The organism is Blautia sp. HCP3S3_G3 (assembly GCF_052063365.1).
Classification (GTDB): domain Bacteria; phylum Bacillota; class Clostridia; order Lachnospirales; family Lachnospiraceae; genus Blautia_A.
The window spans coordinates 55,526-77,459 of record NZ_JBQHXR010000007.1; the positions used below are offsets into that span (position 1 = coordinate 55,526).

26 protein-coding genes, 2 pseudogenes and 1 riboswitch are annotated in these 21,934 nt (G+C 43.8%); of the genes and pseudogenes, 8 read left to right on the forward strand and 20 right to left on the reverse strand.

The genetic code is table 11. From position 1 onward, the window contains the following. Positions 1-18 precede the first annotated feature (18 nt). The 8 genes from ACTNEW_RS08625 to ACTNEW_RS08660 form a co-directional block, all read right to left on the reverse strand. Positions 19-1,527, reverse strand: a complete 1,509-nt coding sequence (locus ACTNEW_RS08625; protein WP_441059990.1) for a DUF5702 domain-containing protein — start codon at positions 1,525-1,527, stop codon at positions 19-21. Between the two features lie 147 nt (positions 1,528-1,674). After that, a complete protein-coding gene (locus ACTNEW_RS08630) occupies positions 1,675-1,854 on the reverse strand; it encodes a Flp1 family type IVb pilin (RefSeq protein WP_441059992.1) in 180 nt (59 codons plus the stop codon). 38 nt (positions 1,855-1,892) lie between these two features. Beyond that, positions 1,893-2,915 (reverse strand): type II secretion system F family protein, encoded by a 1,023-nt coding sequence (locus ACTNEW_RS08635; protein ID WP_441059994.1) that lies wholly within the window; start codon positions 2,913-2,915, stop codon positions 1,893-1,895. Positions 2,916-2,928: 13 nt separating this feature from the next. Next, positions 2,929-3,672, reverse strand: coding sequence for a type II secretion system F family protein (locus tag ACTNEW_RS08640; RefSeq protein WP_441059996.1), 744 nt, complete (start codon positions 3,670-3,672; stop codon positions 2,929-2,931). Then, positions 3,669-4,859 carry a CpaF family protein gene (locus ACTNEW_RS08645; RefSeq protein ID WP_441059998.1) on the reverse strand — a complete coding sequence of 397 codons (1,191 nt, stop codon included), beginning with the start codon at positions 4,857-4,859 and terminating at the stop codon, positions 3,669-3,671. The genes ACTNEW_RS08640 and ACTNEW_RS08645 overlap by 4 nt, the downstream gene beginning before the upstream one ends. Further along, entirely contained in the window at positions 4,856-5,869 is a 1,014-nt protein-coding gene (locus ACTNEW_RS08650) for a hypothetical protein (RefSeq protein ID WP_441060000.1), read from the reverse strand. The genes ACTNEW_RS08645 and ACTNEW_RS08650 overlap by 4 nt, the downstream gene beginning before the upstream one ends. Next, positions 5,866-6,375, reverse strand: coding sequence for a prepilin peptidase (locus ACTNEW_RS08655; protein WP_441060002.1), 510 nt, complete (start codon positions 6,373-6,375; stop codon positions 5,866-5,868). Before ACTNEW_RS08655 ends, ACTNEW_RS08650 begins: the two co-directional genes overlap by 4 nt. A gap of 281 nt (positions 6,376-6,656) precedes the next feature. Beyond that, complete coding sequence (locus ACTNEW_RS08660; protein WP_441060004.1) at positions 6,657-6,980, reverse strand: hypothetical protein; 324 nt, start codon at positions 6,978-6,980, stop codon at positions 6,657-6,659. A 108-nt stretch (positions 6,981-7,088) separates the two neighbouring features. On the opposite strand from ACTNEW_RS08660, the gene ACTNEW_RS08665 reads away from it, so the two are divergent. Next, positions 7,089-7,724: an SGNH/GDSL hydrolase family protein gene (locus ACTNEW_RS08665; protein WP_441060006.1), complete on the forward strand. Its 636-nt coding sequence runs from the start codon at positions 7,089-7,091 to the stop codon at positions 7,722-7,724. A gap of 180 nt (positions 7,725-7,904) precedes the next feature. Continuing rightward, positions 7,905-8,657 carry a GNAT family N-acetyltransferase gene (locus ACTNEW_RS08670; protein WP_441060008.1) on the forward strand — a complete coding sequence of 251 codons (753 nt, stop codon included), beginning with the start codon at positions 7,905-7,907 and terminating at the stop codon, positions 8,655-8,657. 71 nt (positions 8,658-8,728) lie between these two features. Here the strand turns inward: ACTNEW_RS08670 and ACTNEW_RS08675 are convergent, their stop codons facing one another. Then, complete coding sequence (locus ACTNEW_RS08675; RefSeq protein ID WP_441060010.1) at positions 8,729-9,295, reverse strand: folate family ECF transporter S component; 567 nt, start codon at positions 9,293-9,295, stop codon at positions 8,729-8,731. A gap of 88 nt (positions 9,296-9,383) precedes the next feature. Then, positions 9,384-9,494: riboswitch (THF riboswitch) on the reverse strand. A gap of 406 nt (positions 9,495-9,900) precedes the next feature. Next, a pseudogene (locus tag ACTNEW_RS08680) lies at positions 9,901-10,002 on the reverse strand (hypothetical protein); the annotation flags it as partial. Between ACTNEW_RS08680 and ACTNEW_RS08685 the strand changes: the two are divergent. The 3 genes and pseudogenes from ACTNEW_RS08685 to ACTNEW_RS08695 form a co-directional block, all read left to right on the forward strand. Beyond that, positions 9,964-10,047, forward strand: a pseudogene (locus ACTNEW_RS08685) (DUF6783 domain-containing protein); the annotation flags it as partial. The pseudogenes ACTNEW_RS08680 and ACTNEW_RS08685 overlap by 39 nt on opposite strands. A gap of 79 nt (positions 10,048-10,126) precedes the next feature. Beyond that, the gene (locus ACTNEW_RS08690; protein WP_441060101.1) at positions 10,127-10,330 is read left to right on the forward strand and encodes a hypothetical protein; all 204 of its coding nucleotides are present in this window, start codon (positions 10,127-10,129) and stop codon (positions 10,328-10,330) included. A 23-nt stretch (positions 10,331-10,353) separates the two neighbouring features. Beyond that, a complete protein-coding gene (locus tag ACTNEW_RS08695; protein WP_441060012.1) occupies positions 10,354-11,478 on the forward strand; it encodes a hypothetical protein in 1,125 nt (374 codons plus the stop codon). 162 nt (positions 11,479-11,640) lie between these two features. Here ACTNEW_RS08695 and ACTNEW_RS08700 read toward each other — a convergent pair whose 3' ends face one another. Both ACTNEW_RS08700 and ACTNEW_RS08705 read right to left on the reverse strand, forming a co-directional pair. Continuing rightward, positions 11,641-12,510, reverse strand: coding sequence for a Xaa-Pro dipeptidase (locus ACTNEW_RS08700; protein WP_441060099.1), 870 nt, complete (start codon positions 12,508-12,510; stop codon positions 11,641-11,643). 5 nt (positions 12,511-12,515) lie between these two features. Further along, positions 12,516-13,682, reverse strand: coding sequence for an alanyl-tRNA editing protein (locus tag ACTNEW_RS08705; protein WP_441060014.1), 1,167 nt, complete (start codon positions 13,680-13,682; stop codon positions 12,516-12,518). A 143-nt stretch (positions 13,683-13,825) separates the two neighbouring features. Here ACTNEW_RS08705 and ACTNEW_RS08710 point away from each other — a divergent pair, with 143 nt between their 5' ends. From ACTNEW_RS08710 to ACTNEW_RS08720, 3 genes are read left to right on the forward strand one after another with little or no spacing between them, the layout of a single operon-like run. Beyond that, positions 13,826-14,431 (forward strand): RNA polymerase sigma factor, encoded by a 606-nt coding sequence (locus tag ACTNEW_RS08710; protein ID WP_441060016.1) that lies wholly within the window; start codon positions 13,826-13,828, stop codon positions 14,429-14,431. 3 nt (positions 14,432-14,434) lie between these two features. Continuing rightward, positions 14,435-14,950, forward strand: a complete 516-nt coding sequence (locus ACTNEW_RS08715; RefSeq protein ID WP_441060018.1) for a hypothetical protein — start codon at positions 14,435-14,437, stop codon at positions 14,948-14,950. A gap of 1 nt (position 14,951) precedes the next feature. Beyond that, positions 14,952-15,683 (forward strand): hypothetical protein, encoded by a 732-nt coding sequence (locus ACTNEW_RS08720; RefSeq protein WP_441060020.1) that lies wholly within the window; start codon positions 14,952-14,954, stop codon positions 15,681-15,683. A 142-nt stretch (positions 15,684-15,825) separates the two neighbouring features. Here ACTNEW_RS08720 and ACTNEW_RS08725 read toward each other — a convergent pair whose 3' ends face one another. The 8 genes from ACTNEW_RS08725 to ACTNEW_RS08760 all read right to left on the reverse strand — a co-directional run bounded on the left by ACTNEW_RS08725 (position 15,826) and on the right by ACTNEW_RS08760 (position 21,930). Continuing rightward, positions 15,826-16,803: a biotin--[acetyl-CoA-carboxylase] ligase gene (locus tag ACTNEW_RS08725; RefSeq protein ID WP_441060022.1), complete on the reverse strand. Its 978-nt coding sequence runs from the start codon at positions 16,801-16,803 to the stop codon at positions 15,826-15,828. A 67-nt stretch (positions 16,804-16,870) separates the two neighbouring features. Continuing rightward, the gene (locus ACTNEW_RS08730; protein WP_441060024.1) at positions 16,871-17,866 is read right to left on the reverse strand and encodes a helix-turn-helix transcriptional regulator; all 996 of its coding nucleotides are present in this window, start codon (positions 17,864-17,866) and stop codon (positions 16,871-16,873) included. Positions 17,867-17,883: 17 nt separating this feature from the next. Next, the gene (locus ACTNEW_RS08735; protein WP_441060026.1) at positions 17,884-18,147 is read right to left on the reverse strand and encodes a hypothetical protein; all 264 of its coding nucleotides are present in this window, start codon (positions 18,145-18,147) and stop codon (positions 17,884-17,886) included. A gap of 214 nt (positions 18,148-18,361) precedes the next feature. Next, positions 18,362-19,054 (reverse strand): LrgB family protein, encoded by a 693-nt coding sequence (locus ACTNEW_RS08740; protein WP_441060028.1) that lies wholly within the window; start codon positions 19,052-19,054, stop codon positions 18,362-18,364. Then, a complete protein-coding gene (locus ACTNEW_RS08745) occupies positions 19,051-19,413 on the reverse strand; it encodes a CidA/LrgA family protein (RefSeq protein WP_441060030.1) in 363 nt (120 codons plus the stop codon). The genes ACTNEW_RS08740 and ACTNEW_RS08745 overlap by 4 nt, the downstream gene beginning before the upstream one ends. A 74-nt stretch (positions 19,414-19,487) precedes the next feature. Beyond that, complete coding sequence (locus ACTNEW_RS08750; RefSeq protein WP_441060032.1) at positions 19,488-19,940, reverse strand: metallophosphoesterase family protein; 453 nt, start codon at positions 19,938-19,940, stop codon at positions 19,488-19,490. A 148-nt stretch (positions 19,941-20,088) separates the two neighbouring features. Further along, positions 20,089-21,243, reverse strand: a complete 1,155-nt coding sequence (locus ACTNEW_RS08755) for an MBL fold metallo-hydrolase (RefSeq protein ID WP_441060034.1) — start codon at positions 21,241-21,243, stop codon at positions 20,089-20,091. 30 nt (positions 21,244-21,273) lie between these two features. Continuing rightward, positions 21,274-21,930, reverse strand: coding sequence for an endonuclease III domain-containing protein (locus ACTNEW_RS08760; RefSeq protein ID WP_441060036.1), 657 nt, complete (start codon positions 21,928-21,930; stop codon positions 21,274-21,276). Between the last annotated feature and the right edge of the window lie 4 nt (positions 21,931-21,934).

Below are 21,934 nucleotides of genomic sequence, written 5' to 3' on the forward strand. Positions count from 1 at the left end.
ACCCCTTTTCTGTGTTGGTTATTCATAACCATATTGTTTCGTCACAGTAAATACCTTCCTCCTGTTTGCCTGGACATCCACAGACGCTTCGATGGCTGTAATGCAGGAATCCAGAAGAAACTGATCTCTTTGCGGCATTGAACGAATTCCAAGTTCCACCATATCCATTCCCCGTTTCAATTTCACATTCCTGCTTTTTGACAGTAAAAGTACCTGCAGATAATCCTCATAAGACATTCCATCTTTTACGCTGTGTCTTCGGGTGTCCAGACTGTCCATTAAATTGGACAAATTTCCAAGTGAAAGCTGCCAGTCTGCTGCTGATTTTACAAGCGGCACTTTCCCACCGTCCAGAAGCTCCCGTACATCCAGAATGCTCTCTCCAAATGCCCAGCATAAAAGCAGTGCCTTTTCGATCACAGATACTGCAGGCGGAATCAAAAATGTGGCTGCTATACCTGCTGCCAGTGCTGCTGCCTGAGAACGCTTCCCCGGTTCCGAAAGTAGGTGCGCAAAATTCACACCCTCCCTGATAATCAGAAGCTTTCCTGCCACTGCTTTTAGATTATCCAGATCATTATCCTTTCCTTCCAGAATATATTCCACCTGATATCCCAGACCTTTGGAAGACGGACGGCGGAAATTCCCGAGTTTCTCCATCAGATATTGCTGATACAAAAGTCCTGATGTATACGATGTGTCTTTTTTCAGAGTCTCTGTGAACCCAAATCCCTTCTGTAGTGTTCTTCCGGAAACCAGAGTTTTTCTGGAAATTTTCTTATCAGAAACACTCCTTCCCGGAGGCAGAACCAACTGGAGAAGCCCCATTTTACGGATTCTCTGAATCACAGTCACAGGATTTACAACGTTCTGGTCCGCATTACTGGAAAACGAAGGAGCTCCGGCATCCCCCGGCCCACTCCCAAATACATCTGCATTATTTCCGCCATTCTGGTTCTGCTGCTGTGCTTCCTGCGCGGCCTGACTGCTCTGCGCTGCAGAGTTCATCTCTGACTCATACGACTCCAGCATCTTTCCATTCTCAGCCTGATTACCGCTTTCTTCCGCTTCCTTTGTTTTCTTCTGACGTTCTTTCGTTTGTTTCAGAAGGAGCTGTATCCCCTGACTTCCCAGAGTTTCTTTCATGTACTGCACAATCTGGTGATAGAAAGCTTCCCCTTCTTCGTCTGTTGCCAGCCGGTATCCGGTAAAACCACCCTGAACAATCGAAAGCTTCTGACTGTTCTGCTTCAATACGGGTTCCATATAAGACTTCATATTATCGTACAGTCCAGCCATATGCAGCATTCCTCCTCCGCAGGAACCATCCAGAAAAAACAGATCATATTCCTTCAGAAGACTGCTGTCATACTGACCGAACAGAGAATACAATCCAATATCAAGACTTCCCAGAATCTGTGTCCTGGCAGCAGCCATACGAACAGACTCCACACTGGTACAGATCAGAGAAAGCATCAGGCTCAGTACAAGCGCCAGAAATACCGTCACACTTCCTTTTTTCGTCAATGAAATACACCTCCTTCTGTAAAACCTCTGCTTACAAATCTTTACTTATAAATTTTCACTTACAAATTTTCGTCTGCAAATTTTCTCTGCAAATCTTTACCTGTAAATAATACCTGAAAGTCTTTGCTTACCAATCATTGCCGAAGATCAAACTGCATTACTCTGCTTTGTGATCTTGGATAACAATTTATTGACAAGGCTGGTAAGCTGATCTCTGAAGATTACAACAAGTCCAATCAGTACAACCGTAATCAGGATAATTTCCACAACACCCACTGCATCTTCTTCTCTTGCAAAACTCTTCGCCAGTTTCCAGAATCTGCTCATATTTCTCACCCTCCATAAAAATATCAGAAATTTTATCTTCATCCATAAAACGAGAGGAAAGCCGGTACCATAATAATTGCCATGACCACAGCAAGCATCATCATCATAGGCAGCAGAAGCTTTGTTGCTGCCGCCTCTCCCATCACTCTCGCCTTTCGTTTTCTTTCATCCCAGGCTTCCATCGACTCTTTTTCCAGAAGTTCCGACATTCGTCTGCTTCCTTTCTGCAGGTTTTGAATCAACAGTACCGAAAATGTCTTATACTTGATCTGACCGCAGCGCTCGCCAAACTTTCGATAGGCTTCTGCCTCAGAAACCCCACTTTCCATTTCCCGGCACACTCTTACAATTTCTTCATAAGCATACCGTTTCTGCTCCGGTGATTTTTTTCTGTAATCCAGTGCCATCTTCTGAAATGCTCTCCGCACCGGCATTCCTGCCTGAACAAGAAGAGTAAATTTCATCACAAGTCCGGGATAGTCCATTAGAAGCTGTTCTGTCCGTTTTTTTCTCGCTTCCTGCTCATCCTGCACCTGTTTCACCAGAACTGTCAGTGCTGCAAAGAAACTCAATGCTGCCAGAAGTGTTCCGGAATGATCTCCTGGAATTTCCCATTCCAAATGTTTTCCTTCCCATTCTGCCGGAAGGTAATAATAATCCGGATCATTCTTTTCTTCATTATAGAGAACCACCGCATCTGATAACCTCTGTTCCAGAGATTCCTCTGCGTTTTCCTCTGCACGTTTCTGCTCATCATCTTCGCTCTCTTTTTCCGGAACCTGCACATGAATGCTTCCCGCCTGTTCTCCGTCCACAGAAACCATGAATTTTTCGTCATAGGTATCATCTATATTTTTTTCTAACTGACACCCATTGGAATATACAGTCCCGCTGCCGCTCTGCCAGGTCACAACCAGTCCAAGAAAATTTCCGGCTAATGCCACTGCCAGAAAGAGCCGACGCCCTTTTTTGTCATCCAGAAGTTCCAGACGAAACCATCCGACTTTCCAGACAGCAAATACACCGGAAACGATCACAAAGAGAATGATATGTACTCCCATTCTGTCAGCTCCTTTATACTTCAATATCTACAATTTTCCTGCCCATCCAATATGCAGCAGCATAAATTCCCAGACAGACAGTCATGGCACAGATTCCAAACGGGTTTCCATACAATACACTGAGAAAACCGGGAGAACTGACCTGCAGATAAAGAATAATCCCCGCAGGCATAAGACTCATAATTGCCTGTTCTGACTTTTTTGCTGCCAAAGTCGTTTCAATCTCTTTTTTTACATCAATTTTATCCCCCAGCATTCTGGCTACTTTCTGAATCACTTTGTCCATATCTCCGCCTGTACGCTTTGCCGTATAAAAAACGGATGCAAAATTTTCGATATCTTCCACCTGTGAACGAGCTCCAAGATCGAGAAAAAGTTCTTCTACAGGTACACTGACTCTCTGCTGGCTTTCAATATAATGAAATTCCTTCAAAATATCTTCATTTCCGGTATAAAGCCGTTCCAGATCCCTTGCGCATGCAGAAACCGCATTTTCCACGGAATATCCGGCCTGCACAGCAACACTCAGAGAATTCAGCGCATCTTTGAACTGATAATTCAATTTTTTTCTCCGTTCCCGTATCATCTGCGCCCGTTTCCATTTCAGATAAAAAAACGCTGCCGGCACTGCACTGATCATCACCCACCAGCTCTTATAAAAGAGATAATCCACTGCCGCACACAACAAAATACTCTGTGTCAGATACTTCACAATTTCCCGTACCGTAAAATGATATTCTCCATAATTCTGTTTCATATGGTAACCCCCGCCCGTTCCAGCTTTTCCCGGTTAAGCAGTGGTTCCATCCGGACAAGTCCTTCTCCTTCCTGCCACCGGTAAAGCGGATGAATGATGATTTCATTGTTCTCAAATCCACATATTTCTGCAATTTCCAGTACTTTTCTTGATTTATCCCGCATCCTGCCAAGATGGATCAGAATATCCACGCCTGAGGCGATCTGCCGCCTGATCGCTTCCAGCGGCAGGTCTACTCCCATCAGAGTCATCGTCTCCAGTCTGGAAAGCATATCTCTGGCTGAATTTGCGTGAGCTGTGCTTAAACTCCCGTCGTGACCGGTATTTAACGCCTGCAGCATATCCACTGCTTCACCGCCCCGCACCTCTCCTATAATCAACCTGTCCGGCCTCATTCTCAAAGCTGACCTGATCAGATCACGGATTGTGACAGACGCTGCTCCTTCCATGTTCGCCATTTTTGCTTCCAGGCGTACAAGATTGGCAATCCCCTGAATTTTCAGTTCTGCATTATCCTCAATCGTGATCAGGCGCTCATCCTTTGGTATAAAGTCAGAAAGTGCTCCAAGAAACGTGGTTTTGCCGCTTCCGGTTCCACCTCCGATTACCATGCTGTATCTGGCACGTACAAGAGCCGCCAGAAATTCCGCACATTCTCCGGGCAGACTGCCGAGAGAAATCAGCTTCTCCATGGTAATGGGTTCATCCGGAAATCTTCGAATCGTGAGAATTGGTCCATTCAGTGCTACCGGCGCAACAACTGCATTCACTCTGGCACCGCCTTCCAGTCTGGCATCCACAATCGGCATAGATTCATTTACCACCCGGTTGCAGCGTCCGACAATCTGCTGAATCACATCCTCCAGTTTTTCTCTGCATGTAAAACTCTTGTTCCAACGGCTCAGTCTGCCGCCGCGCTCAACAAAAATCGCATCCGGACCATTCACCATGATCTCCGTCACAGAATTATCTTCCAGAAGTTCCTGAAGCACATCCAATTTTCTCACTGAATAAAAAAGTTCCTGTCTCAATTCCACTTTTTCTTTCAGCGGAAGGCGTTCCTCTCTCACGTTATTCAATATCAGCTCATCAATGGTTTCCAGAATTTCTTCATCACTCAGTTCTCTGGATAAATCCAGTTTTTCCATCAGAAGTCCTCTGATTCTGCAAAAATGATCCCTGCTCATTCCATATCCTTTCTCAGCAATTCTCTTACATAGTCACCAAGTTCACTCCATGGAAGCTGCTCTACATATGTTTCCGGAGCAGAAGGACCGGCATGAAACGGAAGCCTGACTTTCACTGTTTTTGACAATACCTGCGGATAATCCCAGATTCGCAGAAGATTTTCAAACTGCGAAATTTTGCATGTGGAGATCACATCTGTCAAAACCGGCATATAAATTCTTTTACACTGGTCCAGCAGCTGGAATAATTCCTCAATCCCATTCCCGATATCCAGCACGACCACTTCATAGGAACTGTGCATCACAAGCTCCGAAAGCAACCTTTCCCAGTCTTTCCACGAGGTTCCGAGAATATCCGCAGGTGCCTGCACCGGCGGTATGTAATCCAGATTATTAATGGTCTGTATCATACTGTTCATCTTTACCATCAGATTCTGATTTTCCTGACGGACATAATACAGAAGATCACTCAGATTATGATTGAATCCTCTTCCCATCAGTTCCTCAAATCCGGAATATTCTTCCAGGTTCAGATAAAGCACAGCTCTCTCCCTTGCAAGCACCTGTCCCAGGGTCAATGCAAAAGATGTTTTCAGGCAGCGCCCCAACGGGGAATACACCCCCAGTATTTCCGTAGTCTTCTTCAATACCGGAAACTGGACCGGAAGAACGGCCTTCTCTTCCCCGTAACACGCCATAACTTCTCTTATCACATCCGAAGAAGACTGATATTTATAAACACTGGGATACTGATCAAGTCCCGGAGCATGTACCCCCTCCGAAAGAATCACAATTTTCCCGATATCCAGTTCCTGAACTTCCCGGCACATTGCTTTCCCGGAAATCAGCAGCAACTCAATATGATTTTCTTTTCCGTAAGCAATCAGATTCTGTACACTGGTAAATGCCTGGATTTCAAAAGGAATATTCTTCTTCTGATTCAGATAATCCATGAAATTGTAAGCGTAATCCACCTCCAGATCACAGACTGCAAAAATGTTTTTTCTCAATAGACACCTCCTGCATAAAGCACGACACTCATAAAAACAGGTATTGTAAAGTGAAAATTTTCCAAAGTCATGCCTTTTCTGCGATACGGCGTGACTTCTCCTGTCTGGAAAAATCTCTGGAAATAACGGATCAGATATTGAATCCTTGTTAAGAAACTTCCGCAGAAGATCAGAATTGCCAAAGAAATGACTGCTCCCAGTAAAAAAGAACTGATGATACATTTCACCACTGTTTCAGGACCCATAACTCCGCCAAGTACACAAAACAATTTAATATCCCCTGCACCCAGCATACGGAAATAAAACAGACCGCCCAATATCAGTGCCGGTATGATCACTCCCGCCGCAAACATTGGAATTCCGTTTATTCCATCCTGCAGAATCCTCCAGAAAAAAGTGACTATCACAGAAAACAAAATCCATTCATTTGTCACCCGCGAAACAGCCAGATCCATTACTGCAGCAGTCCCCGCAATCACCAGCGGAAGACCGATGTTCAGAAGCATTTCTTCACCGCCTCTCCTTTATCATTGTACAGCATCAGAGTGTTTTCCTGATATTTTCAGCGATTCCGCTGCAGCATATACAACAGTGAAATTTCTCCTGACATTTCTTTTTATTAAATTTTATCATTCGTATAAAATGGGATTTCCCGTCTGAACTAGACGGTTTGAACACCAGAAGATTTCTGGTGAGGCTCATTATAGGACAAATGTTTCCGTTTGTCCAGAGCTTTTTTATTTCTTTTTTCGAAAATTTTTATAAAATTTATCTATCTTTCTCCAATTTATCTGATTTTACAACTACTTTTATTGAGGCTTTTACTGATGCTTTTACTGATATTTCCTTGATGCTTTTGCTGATATTTTGCTGATCTTTTCCTGATGCTTTTGCTGATATTCTTACGGATATTTCTGCCAATGTTTGTTTCTGGAGATGTTTTTATAGTTGTATCTACAAATATTTTCCATGGATGTTTTATAGTTGTTTGCTGCATAAAAATGCGCATATATACATTTTTCTTAAATATTCTTCTTGACCAATCTCCCCAGCAGTGATAAAGTATGCTAAATCTTACTTTACATGATGTAATACCAGCTTTTTCAAACACATTGCAAACCAGCAGTTTATGATCATCCGTAAACAGACCATATTATATTTAATCTGCTCTTCTATTTCACAAACTGCCATTAACCTGCATGGAAACAGGAGGTAACTTATGACTCGATTACTCTGCCTCGGTGACAGTATCACTGACTGCGGAAGACTTTTTGACCATCCGCCGCTCGGCAATGGCTATGTACAGATGCTTTCCCAGAAACTGTCTGAAAGCGGAAGAAACTGGGAGATTTATAATCTTGGTACGGATGGCTTCACCATAAGCCGCATTCTCGACCTTGCCCCTGCGTTTTATCTCCCTTTAAAACCGGATATGATTACACTACTGGCTGGTATTAATGACATTGGTCTGATGATGAATACCAACCGAACACCTGCCCAGCAGGAAACCATGATGGAAAACAGCCTTTCCAGATACAGGGAACTCCTCCGGATTCTTTCCGGCGCACAATGCCCAGTGATACTTATGGAACCTTTTATTTTTCCATGGCCGCAGGAATACGGGAACTGGATCCCTTTTGTCAAAATTTTCTCTCAGGGTATCAAAACACTCTCCGAAGAATTCCATTTCCCCTATATCCGACTGCATGATACACTGAATACAGCTGCCCGCTCCAGAGGAATGGAAACGATCACCACTGATGGCATTCACCTCACCTCTGACGGCCACAAACTTCTGTCAGAGCTTCTTTTCCGGGAAATATCCGTATTTTCCGATGTGCCAGAGCGTGTCTGAAAATTCATTTTCAGGAGATTTGTACCAAATGAGGAAGCATAGCGGGCTATATTGACCGGTTGATTGTTCTTCAATCAAACCTTGCCATGTTGTCTATATACATGTATAATTATGTAAAATATTTGTATATTATAACGTAAAGAGCAAAGAAATCCTGTGCGACAGATGAGGAGTTACACTATGGAAATGAATATCAAAAAAATCGAAGACATGTCTCTGAATGCCTGGCCATCCCACAAAATGGAACTTTATGACGGATGGATCCTGCGTTTTTCCTACTTTTATACACATCGAACCAACAGTGTGGAGCAGTTTGGAACTTCCACTCTTCCATGGAGAGAAAAAGTTTCCTACTGCGAAAATGTTTACAAACGTCTGGGAACACCTGCTATTTTCAAAATCAGCCCTCTGGTTTCTCAGGACTTTGATTATACTCTGGAAAACCGCGGTTATGAGATTCAGCATACCACCAATGTTATGACTGTCCGTCTCCCGGCTGCTCGTCTGGATGCTCCATATGACGAAGTATGTTTCACGGACAGCATTCCCGATGAATGGATTGAGAGCCTTTTTACCCTGAAGGGGACTACCAATCCTATTCACCGGGCTGTTGTACCTTCTATGTACCGGGCAATTCCCAAAGAAACCATCTGTGCATCTGTCCAAAAAAACGAACAGATTATCGCAACCGGACTTGGAATTCTCGATCGCGATTATATTGGTCTCTATGCGATCCATGTCCGTGAAGACTATCGGGGACAGGGCCTCGCCCGTCAGATCTGCACCGGGCTTCTCAAAGAAGGCCGAAAAAAAGGTGCAGAAAACGCCTACCTTCAGGTTGTAGAGGGAAATACCCCCGCTCGAAAGCTTTACGAATCTCTGGGATTCTGTCAATTTTATACATACTGGTTCCGTGTTCAACCCACAAATTAAGGCGCAGCCACTATCCGGCTGCGCCTTTTTTCTTTGGGGAATCGATTTTGTTTTATGTATAAACTCTCAAATTATACAGTCTTTTTTGAAAGAACCGGTGCTACTGTCCCAACAACCATACTGGTCACCGGGCTGAAATACAGCAGCACAGTAAGTACACAATAAATCGGAATCATAATTACAAACTGAACAAGTCTTCCCGGCATGATTGCATAGAAATTATATCCAAGGAACAGAACCAGTCCTGCAGTTGTAAACACCAGAGAACTGAAAAATCCGGTAACAGCAACGGAAATACAGATGCCGACAGTTTTTCCAGTTCTTCCCTTATTTGCAAATAAAGGCTTGAGCAGGGCCGGAAGCACACCCCAGAGAACTGCTGCTACCGTAATCAGAGGATTCACTGCATAACCTTTCATAAAACAGCCGATAATATCTGCACAGAATCCGCAGACACCGCCTGCAACAGGTCCAAGCCACAGACCTGCAAGAATAGTACAGACACTTCCTACCGAAATACGGTAAGCGCCAAGTTCTACAACAAGAACTCTTGTCAGTACCAGATGCATGGCTACCAGAAGTGCCATAAATACTAAGGTTTTTACGTTCCAATAGGTTTTGTAACTATTTTTTTGCATAATAAAAACACCTCCATAATGTTTTAAAATAATAGAGTAGTTACCGATAAATAATAATCCCTCCACATTATGAGATGTTCTCACATGTAGCAACGGGTGCGGAAAATATATCGTAAGCCGCCTCTCAGATTTGCGGGCTTTTCGTTTCATGGCGACTCCCCAGCCTATGAACACTTAACGCATAAATTCCTACTTCGCTATTATTTATTTAAGCCGATTATAGCACAATTATTAGAAATTACAATATCTTTTTATCAATATCTTCCATATATTTCCTTGTTTTTTTTCAGAAGAGAAATCGTTTAAACAAATATATGTATTTTTTTGCGTCAGACGATGAAATTCCCTCTAAACTTTGTTATAATAAAAACACTCAAAACAGTATTTTCCATCCTGTATATCATCCAAACGAATTTGTTTGCTGTTCATGGCATTTCCAATGACAACTGTATGCTAAAAATGTCTAGTACATCGAATAATAAATAACCAGCTATATCACTTGCCTGATTTCTCATCTGCTGCGTTGTCGTCAATCGACGATGCCACCGCATCGCCTCATTCCTCCGCCTTGCATATGAAAAAATCATTCTGCGTGATATAGCCAGTCATTTATTTTTCGATGTACTAGATATAAAAGGTATATCCTGCTTCTTTTTCCGCATACTAGAGTGTGTCTGAAAATTGCTTTCCGACAGATATGCGTCACAATTTGTGGGAAATTCGCCTCAAATGAGAGAAGCATAGCAGGCTATGTTGACCGAATTTTTCCAAACATAGGAACAGAAATAAAAATATATTTTTATTCAGCCAATCAACGAAAGGAGATATCGGATGGAAAAAAATCACAGCAACGAAAAAGGCCAGAATTCAGACAATCTTTATCATGTTTCTTACGAAAATTATCTGAATACGAACGCATGTACAGAATGCACCGGACTGATGCCCAAAGCACCGGACGGGCAAAAAGAATGGGATTCTTATCTGGAAATATATGATTTCCTTCCCATCCCGCCAAAAGATCAGGACAGAAACTGACATGCAAGATACCGGAGGATATCATGAAAAAATTTTTCGCTTCATGCAGCTGCTTAATACTTCTTCTTTCTTTATCCGGATGCAGTCCCGGAGCAGTCATTGACCGCTTTGTTTCCACTGAAGATTCTTCTGTTCAGGAAACAGTCCAGGACAAGCCGCGTGTGTATATGGATGAAATCCGGGGAATTTTGCAGGACTTTACCGGAAGTCAAGTCACCATTCTTTCTGACAAAACCCTATACACCTTCGATGTCTCTCAGGCTTCTCTGGAATGTCAGGGAGGTATGATCACCGGAGACGAAGTCAGCATCATTTATGAAGGACAGCTGGAGGATTCCGATACCAGCAATGTAAAGGCTCTGAAAGTCGTGGATGAGTATCACAAAAAGACAGATCTGGAAGACCGCACAATCAAGGGAACAGTTCTTGATCTGACTCTCAATACCATCACCATCAAATCCGAAAAGGGAAACACAGTAATGTTCCCCTCCGCAGGTACCAGACAATACTACGAAAACGGAATCAAAAAAGGAACTCCTGTTTATCTCCACTATAAGGGAAAAATCCTCTCCACCGACGATACCGGATACAATGCAAATCACCTGAAGGTACTGAGTATTTCTGATATTGATCCACTGAATGTTCCAAAACCCACGCCAACTCCAGCCCCTGAAGAGAATGCGCCAAAGGAACAAAAGCTTTTCTGTATTATCCAGAATGTAAGCCAGAATACCCTTCATACCATCCTGGAGGGAACAGATACTTCTCTGGCACTGGATATGACAGCTCTTCCCTGTTATTTTCCAGGCGGAATTGCAGAGGGATCTCATGTTTCCGTTATTTATACAGGAGAATTTAATGGAACGACCCTCGACGGACTGACGATTCTCGGAATCACAGGCGAAAATCCTGCATCCGAAAAAGATTCCAGGATTTCTTTTCGGATAACAGGAAGCATTATTGGATCAACCTCCAATACGGTCACCATCCAGACCTATGACAATGCAATGATCACGTTCCGTACCGACCAGGCACAGAACGCATCCACCGGAGATCTGGCAATTGGATGCAGAGTACGTATCACTTACAATCCCGCCGCTTCTGCCCAGACCAATATTTATTCCTGTCTCAAAATTGAAGATGCATAAAACAGTGTTCAGAAAACAATGGGACTCTATACGGATGAATTTTTCCTTCATAAAATCAGGAAAAATGATATGTATGAGTCCCTTTTTATGTTTCTTTGAACATGATATACATAATTACATTGCTCTGAACATACCAAATTATGTCATGCACAATATGCCATCTCAATTTCTGCAAAATCTCCGGTATATCTCATATTCCCCATTTTCCAGCCGTGTCCGAACTTCTGCTGTGTCACCAAGGATCTGTAAAAATGCAGACAATTCATCCTCAATGCCCTTACCATGAGGTACCTGATAAGCACCGGCATCGCTTCCAGGCGCGATCATGGCACCTTTTTCATATGCCAGACGAAGATTTGCAGCAGCATGATCCATAATTGGACGGATCACACGATCTTCGTATCTGCCGCACCCCATCAGATTTCTCACAGTCACCAGCGTGGGAACCCATACCGTTCTGCTCTGTGCAAGCATCAAAACGGTCTCTTCATCCATATAATTTCCATGCTCCACACTGTCGACACCTGCCTCCAGCGCAGCCTGCACCCCATATACACCATTTGTATGGCTCATGACAGCAAAACCTTCTTCATGGGCAATATGTGCCATCTCTCTGACTTCAGCGGCTTCCAAAGGTGTTCCAGTCACTTTTCCATGGTTATCAAAATCCAAAAGCCCCGTGGTCATGATTTTGATAAAATCAGCCCCTTCTTCACGCGCTTCCAGTACTCTCTGATAATACTCTCTCAGATTTCTGAAACTTCTCCCCACAATCGAACCATAATGTCCTTCTTTATGAATGGCAAAAACAGGCGTACGATAGTCAATCCCATATTCCGGGGCAAGTTCTTTCGCACGCCGTGATACTCCATAAGAGTCACCGCCATCTCTCACAAAGCTTACTCCCACATCCTGATATGCTTTCAGATGCCTCCGTATCACGTCGTCCTGTACCTGTTCTGCATGAAGTTCTACTGCTTTTCTGTAATTTTTCCCATCCATAATGATGTGTGCATGACATTCTCCAAACATTTTCTTCACGCTTCACTCACCTGGTTTCCAAAAAAATTTCTGATTTCTTTTTCTCCCGCCTGCACGGAGCCCTGCACAAAGTTCGGCTTACCGCCGCCTCTTCCCTGAAGAGCCTGATTCATATCTTTCGTCAGCTGACGAAGATCTCCATCGGTCTGCCCCATAGCATATTTATAGCTTCCGTCAGGATTTCTGGAAAAGACCGCACATCTTCCTCCGCAGCTCTGCATTACTGCATCTGCCAGTCTTCGCACACTGTCTGCCTCCAGCCCTTCCTGAAACAGAAGTACATCACCAGCACCTGCACATCTGGCTGCTTCGCCTGCAAATACTTTCTCCTCCATGCGGTTCACCTGCCCTTTCAAACGGAAATTCTCTTCCGCAAGGCGTTCTACCGCCGCTGCTGTCTGTGTAGGTTTAGCAGACAGGCAGACAGAAACACGATGATTCTGTTCGTTTACCATATTCAGATAATCCAGAACTCTCCGTCCGGAAATCATTTCCATTCTGACACCTTCCCGGAATTTCACAACAGAAAGAAGCTTCACCATTCCAATCTCTCCGGTATGCGTAACATGAGTGCCGCAGCATGCACAGAGATCGGAACCGGGAAACCGTACAATCCGTATTTTTCCTGTCAGTTCCTTCTTACTTCTGTATGGAAGTTCCTTCAGTTCTTCCGGCGATGGATAGGTAATTTCCACCTGACTGTCTTCCCATATTTTCTCATTGGCCTTCGCCTCAATCTCTGCCATCTGTTCTTCATCCAGCATTCCATTAAAATCGATTGTGATCACATCGCTTCCCATATGAAAACCAACATTGTCATAACCAAAAGCTTCGTGAACCAGTCCGCTGACGATATGCTCCCCGGAATGCTGCTGCATCAGATCAAACCGGCGCTCCCAGCAGATCCTGCCCGTTACTTCCGTGCCTGGCTGAAGCGGAATATCCGTATAATGCAGAAGTTCTCCATCTTTTTCATGAACTTCTTTTACCTCTGCTTCATTCAGGTATCCTGTATCACTCGGCTGACCGCCTCCTTCCGGATAAAATGCACTCTGGTCCAAAAGGATATGATATCCTTTTTTGGCCTCACGGCATTCCGTTACTGTGGCATGAAATTCTTTCCTATATACATCTTCATAATACAAACGTCTTGTCTCTGTCATGTTTTTCTCCCTCTGCAGTCATTCCTCCCGATATCCTGTCGGGATTTTTCCTTTTTTCTGGTAACAGTATAGACCATCCTGAAAAAAAAGCCAAATAAAATTTATTTTTTGAAGGGAATCACCAAACCTCTGCGTTATAATATATGAACGGGGAACGAAAGGGGGCTGATTCTATTACATCCGAACAGTATCTGGAATATCTGATAGATCATTATCAGAATCTTGTGTATTCCATATGTTTAAAATCTGTAGGCAATCCATTTGACGCAGAAGATTTGACACAGGAAGTATTTTTGTCAGCCTATAAAAATCTTTCCCGCTTCGACGGCACTTATGAAAAAGCATGGCTTGGTAAAATTGCTGTCCGAAAATGTCTCGATTTTCTGAAGTCATCCGGAAGAAGAACCATGCCGGCAGATGATACCTGTTTTTCTCAGCTTCCGGATAAGAATCCTTCTCCTGAGGATACATGTCTTGCCAATGACGCCAATTGCCATATCCGTCATCTTTGCAGCCAGCTTCGCAGTCCCTACCGCGAAGTTGCAGTCTTGCATTTCTGTGATGAACTTTCTGTTGTCGAGATTGCCAGACGCAACGGCAAGAATCCCAAAACAATCCAGACCCAGCTATACCGTGCAAAGGCAATGCTGAAACAACTTCTGGAAGATGAACATTCACCACACGGGCAGAACAGACCACACAAAAGAGCTGATTACCCGCTGCATAATCAGAAAGAAAGGAGTGGATAAAACATGCATATCTCGCAGGAAGAATTAAACAGCTTTCAACAGCTTTCTGATTCTATGAGTACAGAAGAAACGATTGCTTTTCTGGAACATATGGAGCATTGCGATTACTGTCTGCAGCATATGCTTGATCATGAAAAAACATTTCAGGCAGCACAGGCACCGGCATACCTTAAGGAGCAAATTCTTACAAAAGCATCCACCCCTTCCGTACAGGCAGACAAAACCATTCATACGGTTTCGTACCGTATGCAGCTGTTCTATTGCGGACTGAAAACCGCCGCCGGAGTACTTATGGCACTATTCCTTCTGTTCAGTGTAACAAAAGTAGATTTTGCCAGCATTACACCCGAAATTACCACACAAAAAGAACTCCCGGTTATCCCTTCCGGCACACAGAAATCTCAAAATTATCTCCAGGATTTCTCCCGGAAGATCAATCAGAATCTGAATGAAGGTTCCGATACACTGGCTGGGTATTTAACCGAATTTTCCAACAAAATCATCAATGGAGGCAGATAACATGACAAAACAAAAAAAAGGTTTTTGGACTTTCATCTTTTCACTGATTCCCGGAGCCGGAGAAATGTATATGGGATTTCGTAAACAGGGTATCAGTATCATGCTGCTGTTCTGGGGCATTATCGCAGTTGCATCCGGAACAAGTCTGAACTGGATCATCATGCTCCTTCCCATTCTCTGGTTCTACAGTTTTTTCAATGTACACAACCTGAAGTCACTTTCTGAAGATGAATTTTACGCAATTGAAGATAATTATGTTCTTCATCTGGATCAGGTTATCGGAGATGCTGATCTTTTTGTAAGTAAATACCGTACGATTGTAGCTGTTTTGCTGATTTTTTTCGGAGTTTCTATTCTCTGGTCCAATTTTACAGAGCTTTTATACTGGATTCTCCCATCACGACTGGCAGATTTCATCAGCAATATCACCTACCGGCTTCCGGAAATTGTCATTGCTGTAGCTATTATCATCGCAGGATGCTACATCCTTTCTCACAAAAAAGAACAGCTGGACAATGACTATAAAGATTCACAGCCGGAAGAGCACTACTGGGAGCCTTATCGTCCCTTCCAGCAGTCTGCGGATTCCAATACCGCTGCTGCCACCGGCAACTATCCGGAACATTCAGCAGCTACAGCAGACAGCACCGAACCTGCAGCAGCTGTACCAGCAACTGCTCTATCCGAAACAGTATCTGAGAATTCGGAAATACCTGCTTCCAGGCGTGGATAACGCCAGAATCAAACAGCCCGCCCAGGTCATCATTCACGGCCTGGCGGGCTTCTTTAGTATCTTTTGTATCCTTCACAACTCCTGCATCTTCTGCCATCTGCTGTTCACCGGAAAAGACGGCTTCCCATTCTTTCGCAACTAATCAATCCTTCATAAGCACCGAAACTTCCCCATATGACAAAACAGAAATCGTCCCGTCCTCTTCCTCTACCCGCAGGCATCCGTCCGGACAAATATCCAAAGCTCTGGCATGACGGCTCCGACTGCCGTCCATAATCGTAATTTCTCTTCCGGGTATCATATTATGTTCAACATATACACTGGAAAGTTTCAGATGCGCAGTTTCCTCCAAGAGAAAATTAACTATTTCAGCGGTCAGCAAATTCCGGTCAATTCCGGATGCAGATGTCTCATCCGGATAAAGTGCGCCGGCAATCCCCTGCAATTCCTCCGGATATCCCACAGCCGCACAATACAGGTTCAGACCGATTCCAACGATTGCATATTCAATATTGCCGCTCTCAAAATCCGTAATCGCTTCTGTTAAAATACCGCAGACTTTCCGTCCATGGAAATAGAGATCATTTACCCATTTGATATCCAGACTGATGCCGCAAACCTTCTGTACAGCCTTATACACTGCAACAGCCGCTGCTGTAGTCAGAAGCAGACTTTCCTGAAGCGTTTCTCCCTTTGGTTCCAGAACAACACTCAGGTAGAGTCCGGCATCTTCCGGAGAATAAAAGCTTCTGCCCCGCCTGCCGCGACCTGCCGTCTGCTGCTGTGCGATCACAAAAGATCCATGCCCTGCCTCGCCGCTGACTGCCGCCTGCTTGGCAAGCTGATTGGTAGATCCGGCTTCCCTGTATAATTTCAGATATACATCCGGCCGATTCAGATAAAGCCGAATCCCTTCCACAGACAGTCGGTTACTGTCTCGGCTCAGCATATATCCTTTATTAGTTCCCGCCTCAATCGCATATCCCTCCTCGCGAAGAGCTTTCACCGCCTTCCACACAGCTGCTCTGGTACACTGGAGTTCTCCCGCAAGAGCTTCGCCCGATAATATTTCTCCTTTATGCTGTTCCAAAAGTTCCAAGAGCCTGGATTTTACCGTCATAAAAATACCTTTTCCTCCTGTATTTCTATTTCTGTTTTCTTATTCTTGTTTTCTTATCTCAGTATTCTCATTTCTGTTCTCTGTACTGTTCCAGAGCGTGTTCAAGAAACTCTTTATATTCCTTCCTGACATTCTCCGGAGAGGAGATCACTACCCCTGCTCCAAGTCCCGCCAGCCAGCCAAAAAACTGACTGCTCACATTCACACGTACCTGAACTGCAAAGTGTTCTTCGTCCTGTTTATGAATCATCACATCATGCCCAAACCGGTCAATGACCACTCCTATAAGAGGATTCTCAAACACCAGCCGGACCGACTCTTCTCTTCCGCCAAACATTCCGAACGTGCCGGACGTAAATTTCGCCGGATCAAAATTCCGGAAAAATTCTTCTCCGCTGCGCAATTCTTTCTCAACAGAAATGCTGAGCATTTTATCCACACGATAATGCTTGACAATTCCACTGTTCTCATCAAGTCCCACAAGATAATAATTTTCATCCTTCCAGATCAGTTCCCATGGACTGATCCGGTATCTCTCCCCGTCTTTCTTCAGACGCATCTCTTTGGATACTGTCCACTCATAATACTGAAAGCTGATCTGGCGGTTTTCGGAAATTGCCTCATGTATGCAGTCAATATTATAATAAACACTCTCATTCATCGTCTTCACACGGCTTCCCACATACACCTGCCGCTGAAGTTTCTTAGCCTCGTATTCACTTGTCAGACTTTCCAGTTTACGAATCAGCTGACGTGATTTTTTTTGCGTGATAAATTTCGATGACTGAACTGCATCTACCAGAAGCTTCAGTTCAGCCATCTGAAATTCCCGGCTGGCAAGAAAAAAGCCGGACGGTTTCTCTCTTCGGTTCACAATATCCATTCCATAAATGCGAAGCATCTCAATATCATCATAAACAGTCTTGCGCTCTGCTGAAATTCCATAATCTCCCAGATACGCGATCAGATCATTAACTGTAAGCGGATGCTGTTCATCACTCTTTTTACGGAGTGCTTCCATCAAATATATGACTTTCAGTTTCTGACGAAAAGATTTCGGCATATCATGTATCCTCGTAATTATTTGTCTGTCAATCCCGCTACTACTCCAAAATATAATACAGCAAACGCAAACACAACGGCAATCATATCCGCCGTATGAAAATCAATATTCAGGATCATCGCTCCTCCAATCATGATCTCAATCGTTACAAACAGACCGAGAAACATCGCCATGGATCTGGAAAGTTTCCCTTCCTGTTTCTTACCTGTATGCGGATAATAGCCGTTGTCTGCAAATGCAATAATCTTTCTGTCCCTGATTTCTTTCTTTGAACTCAACATAAAATATTCCTCCTCACATATCATATGTCTGATCAAATGTATTCAGGAATTTCATTCGAACATATTTTCCGAACACATTTTCCGAACATGTTTTCTGTATATGGATAGTATCTCACATATTGAGTCCAATAAAACGGTATGAACTTGTTTTTTCAGAACTTTTGTTCGTTTTTTTCAATGTACTGTTCTTTCCAAAACCGATAACTGGAATCTTCTACATCAATCCGGCAAAAAAAGATGCAGCTATTACTGTCAGAAGTCCGGCCACTGCAATTGCCAGACTGCTCATTGCCCCTTCGATCTCACCAAGCTCCATGGCCTTTGCCGTACCGATGGCATGGGCAGAAGTACCCAGTGCCAATCCTTTCGCAATAGGTTCGTGAATCCCAAAAAGGCGGCAGACTACTTCACCGGTCATATTGCCAAGAACTCCGGTAATAATGATCACTGCCACAGTAATAGTCACAATTCCTCCAAGTTCTTCCGATACGCCCATTCCAATTGCAGTTGTAATGGATTTCGGCAGAAGAGTAACATATTGCTCATGAGAAAGACTAAAAAGCTTTGCCAGAAGAAATACACTGAAAAGGCTTGCGAACACGCCGGAAAAAATGCCTGCAGCAACTGCTTTGATATTCTTTTTCAGCAAAGTCAGCTGTTCATAAAGAGGTACTGCCAGACACACAGTTGCCGGTGTCAGAAGATAACTGATGTATTTCCCGCCCTCATAATAGCTGTCATAGTCAACACCCAGAACCGCCAGAACACCAATCACGCACAGTATGGCAATCAGAAGCGGATTAAAAATGGCAAGTCTGAATTTCTTTTTCAGAATCAGTCCCAATTCATAGGCTGCCAGACTGACCAGAGCTCCCCAGAATACCGAAAGATTTAAAAATTCATTCATTTTCTGCGTCTCCTTTCTTCATATCTGATCACAGCCTGCGTCACACGTCCGGTAACTGCCATGACAATTACAGTTGTCAGAATTGTAATAATCGCAAAAGGCACAAACACCGGCCTTAACACACCCCAGGAGGACATCAGGCCTACCCCTGCCGGAATAAACATAACCGGCATAATCTCCACAAGAAATGCCGCAGTTTCTTTCACCTGCTCTGTTTTTAAAAGCCCGCTCATAAGAGCTGCCAGCATCAGAATTAATCCATAAACACTTGCCGGTACCGGAAAAGGCAGTAATTTATACAGCACTTCTCCAACAAACGATACCAGCAGAATAATGCAAAACTGTCTTACATATTTCATAATAATCTCCTCTTTTCTGCCTCATACAACATACAATTCTCTCTTATTCATCCCCGCCGGAAATATTCCCCGTTTCACACCGGCAATGCCACTTTTTCCACGTGATAACTTCCGTTATCAACGGTCACGACTGCCATCGTCGGTTCCTTCCCAAAACGATTATTTCCACAGCTTCCCGGGTTCAGCCACAAACGGCCATCGATCATTTTTTCATAATACTGATGGGTATGTCCAAACACCACAATCTGAACATTTCCAAGGTTCCAAGCCACATCTTTTTTATTATGTACCATGAAAAATTCCACACCTTCAATGGAAAAATGCAGTTTTTCTGCAAGAGTATCCGTCCATCCTCTGTCATTATTTCCACGGACTGCATAGATAGATGCAAGGGGTCTTATCCTGTCCAGAATTTCCGTTTTTCCCATATCCCCTGCATGCAAAATACAGTCACAGGTTTCCAGAATCTCCATCACTTCCTGCCTCAATACTCCATGCGTATCTGAAATAATTCCTATTTTTTTCACTGCGATACTCCTCTCGTTCCCATCAGATTCTGTCTCTTCTGTACACCCTTTGTCTTTATTGTTTCTGCCATATACTTCTCCATTTCTTCAACATCTCCTTATCCAAACAGTAAAAGCGGATGTCCCGGCAGGTTCATCCGCTGCTTCATTATATATCAAGATAGAAATTCGGAGCAATAATATGCTGCTCTCTGCAGGAACATCCATCCTGACATCCGTCACAGCACTCACTGCTGGAACAACACATATAAGTATCTCCATCTCCAATCTGAAATAAACCGGTATACTGCATGGATGTTCTGTAAGATCTGGCTCTTTTCTTACTGTTGGCATGATAAACACCATTGGAGATCAACAGATTTTCCGGCATATACGGACTGAAGTTAAAATAATGAGATTCTGTGCCGTGATGGGGTACTTTGATACACCAGTAATGCTCAAACAAAGGTATTTTCCCATCATAATTATCTGCAATCATACGCATATGCGCTGGCTGTACATCTCCGGTAAACAGGAGATTCCATTCCCCGTCTTCTGCATTCTGAAATACAATACTGACCTTATTCTTGAACTGTCTCAGTTCCATTTCCTGCGTTTCCATACCGGAAAGAAACTGTATGAATTCCGGCGTATTTCTCAGTATACGAAACTCCTTTTCCACTTCCCTGAAAGAAATTTTTTCTGTTTTTCGCATACATTTTTCCGCATCATTTATCATCTCCCAGATAATCCGGCGAAGTTTTTCCGCAATCCCTACGATTTTCTCCCAGACATCTCTGTCGCAGTCTTCTATCCTTTTCAGGAACTTCTCTGTTTCCTCTGCGATCACTCCCGTATCCGGCCAGAGTGCCTGATATCTGCCCTCAAATACCGTTCCCCGGGACAACAGTTCCAGATTCTGGGGATATTTGCCAAGCACACCCGCAAGAGCAAAAAGACTCACCTGATGACTTGGAAGGCAGGAATCTTTTGCCAGATCCGCCAGAAGCATCAGTGCCAGAGTCCTGCTCATTTCCGGCCGGGAAAACACATCCGGAAGATAAATCCTGACAAATTCAAAAGAATTTTTCCGTTTTTTCATCATATACAGAAGTCCTGACAAATGATCCAGATGGAAATGGGTCAGGAGAAGATTTTTATGGGAAATCGTCGACAAATCTGACATTACCGCATCGAAAACCTCGCTGCGGCGCAGTCCTCCAATCCGGTTATTGCTCGTCCCAAAATCCACCAGCAGGTTTTTTCTTCTGTCTCTGAGACAAAAACAATCTCCAAATCCCATATTATACATCCGTATTTTCATCGTTCGTCCTCTATTCTTCCACGCCGTTTTTCATCGTTTCGTCCCCTGTTCTTCCACGCCGTTTTTCCGGCAGATATCCTTCAGACAGCAGCGGTCACAATGGGGTCTGGTACGTGCGGTACATATCTCTCTGCCATGGAACACCAGTCTGTGACAAAAATCACTGCCTTCCTCAGGAGGGATGATCTTCCAGAGCGCCATCTCAACTTTTTTCGGTTCTTTTATATTGTCCACAAGACCGATACGGTTGGTCAGACGGATACAATGCGTGTCTGTAACGATTGCAGGTTTCCCAAACACATCTCCCATAATCAGATTCGCACTCTTTCTTCCTACTCCCGGAAGCTTCAGAAGTGCCTGAAAATCATCCGGTACTTTACCTCCATAATCCTCCATAAGCATCTTCATGCATGCGCTGATATCCCGCGCCTTACTTCTTCCAAGACCGCATGGCCGTACAATTGCTTCAATCTCATCCACCGGTGCCTCAGCAAGAGATTTTATGTCAGGATATTTCGCATACAGATCTTCTACCACTACATTTACTCTCGCATCCGTACACTGAGCAGCCAGCCGGACGCTGACCAGCAGCTTCCATGCCTGGTCATAATCCAGTGTGCATCCCGCGTCCGGATAATCCTCTTTTAACCTCCGGATCACCTCCAGAGCAAGTTCTTCTTTTGTCATCTCT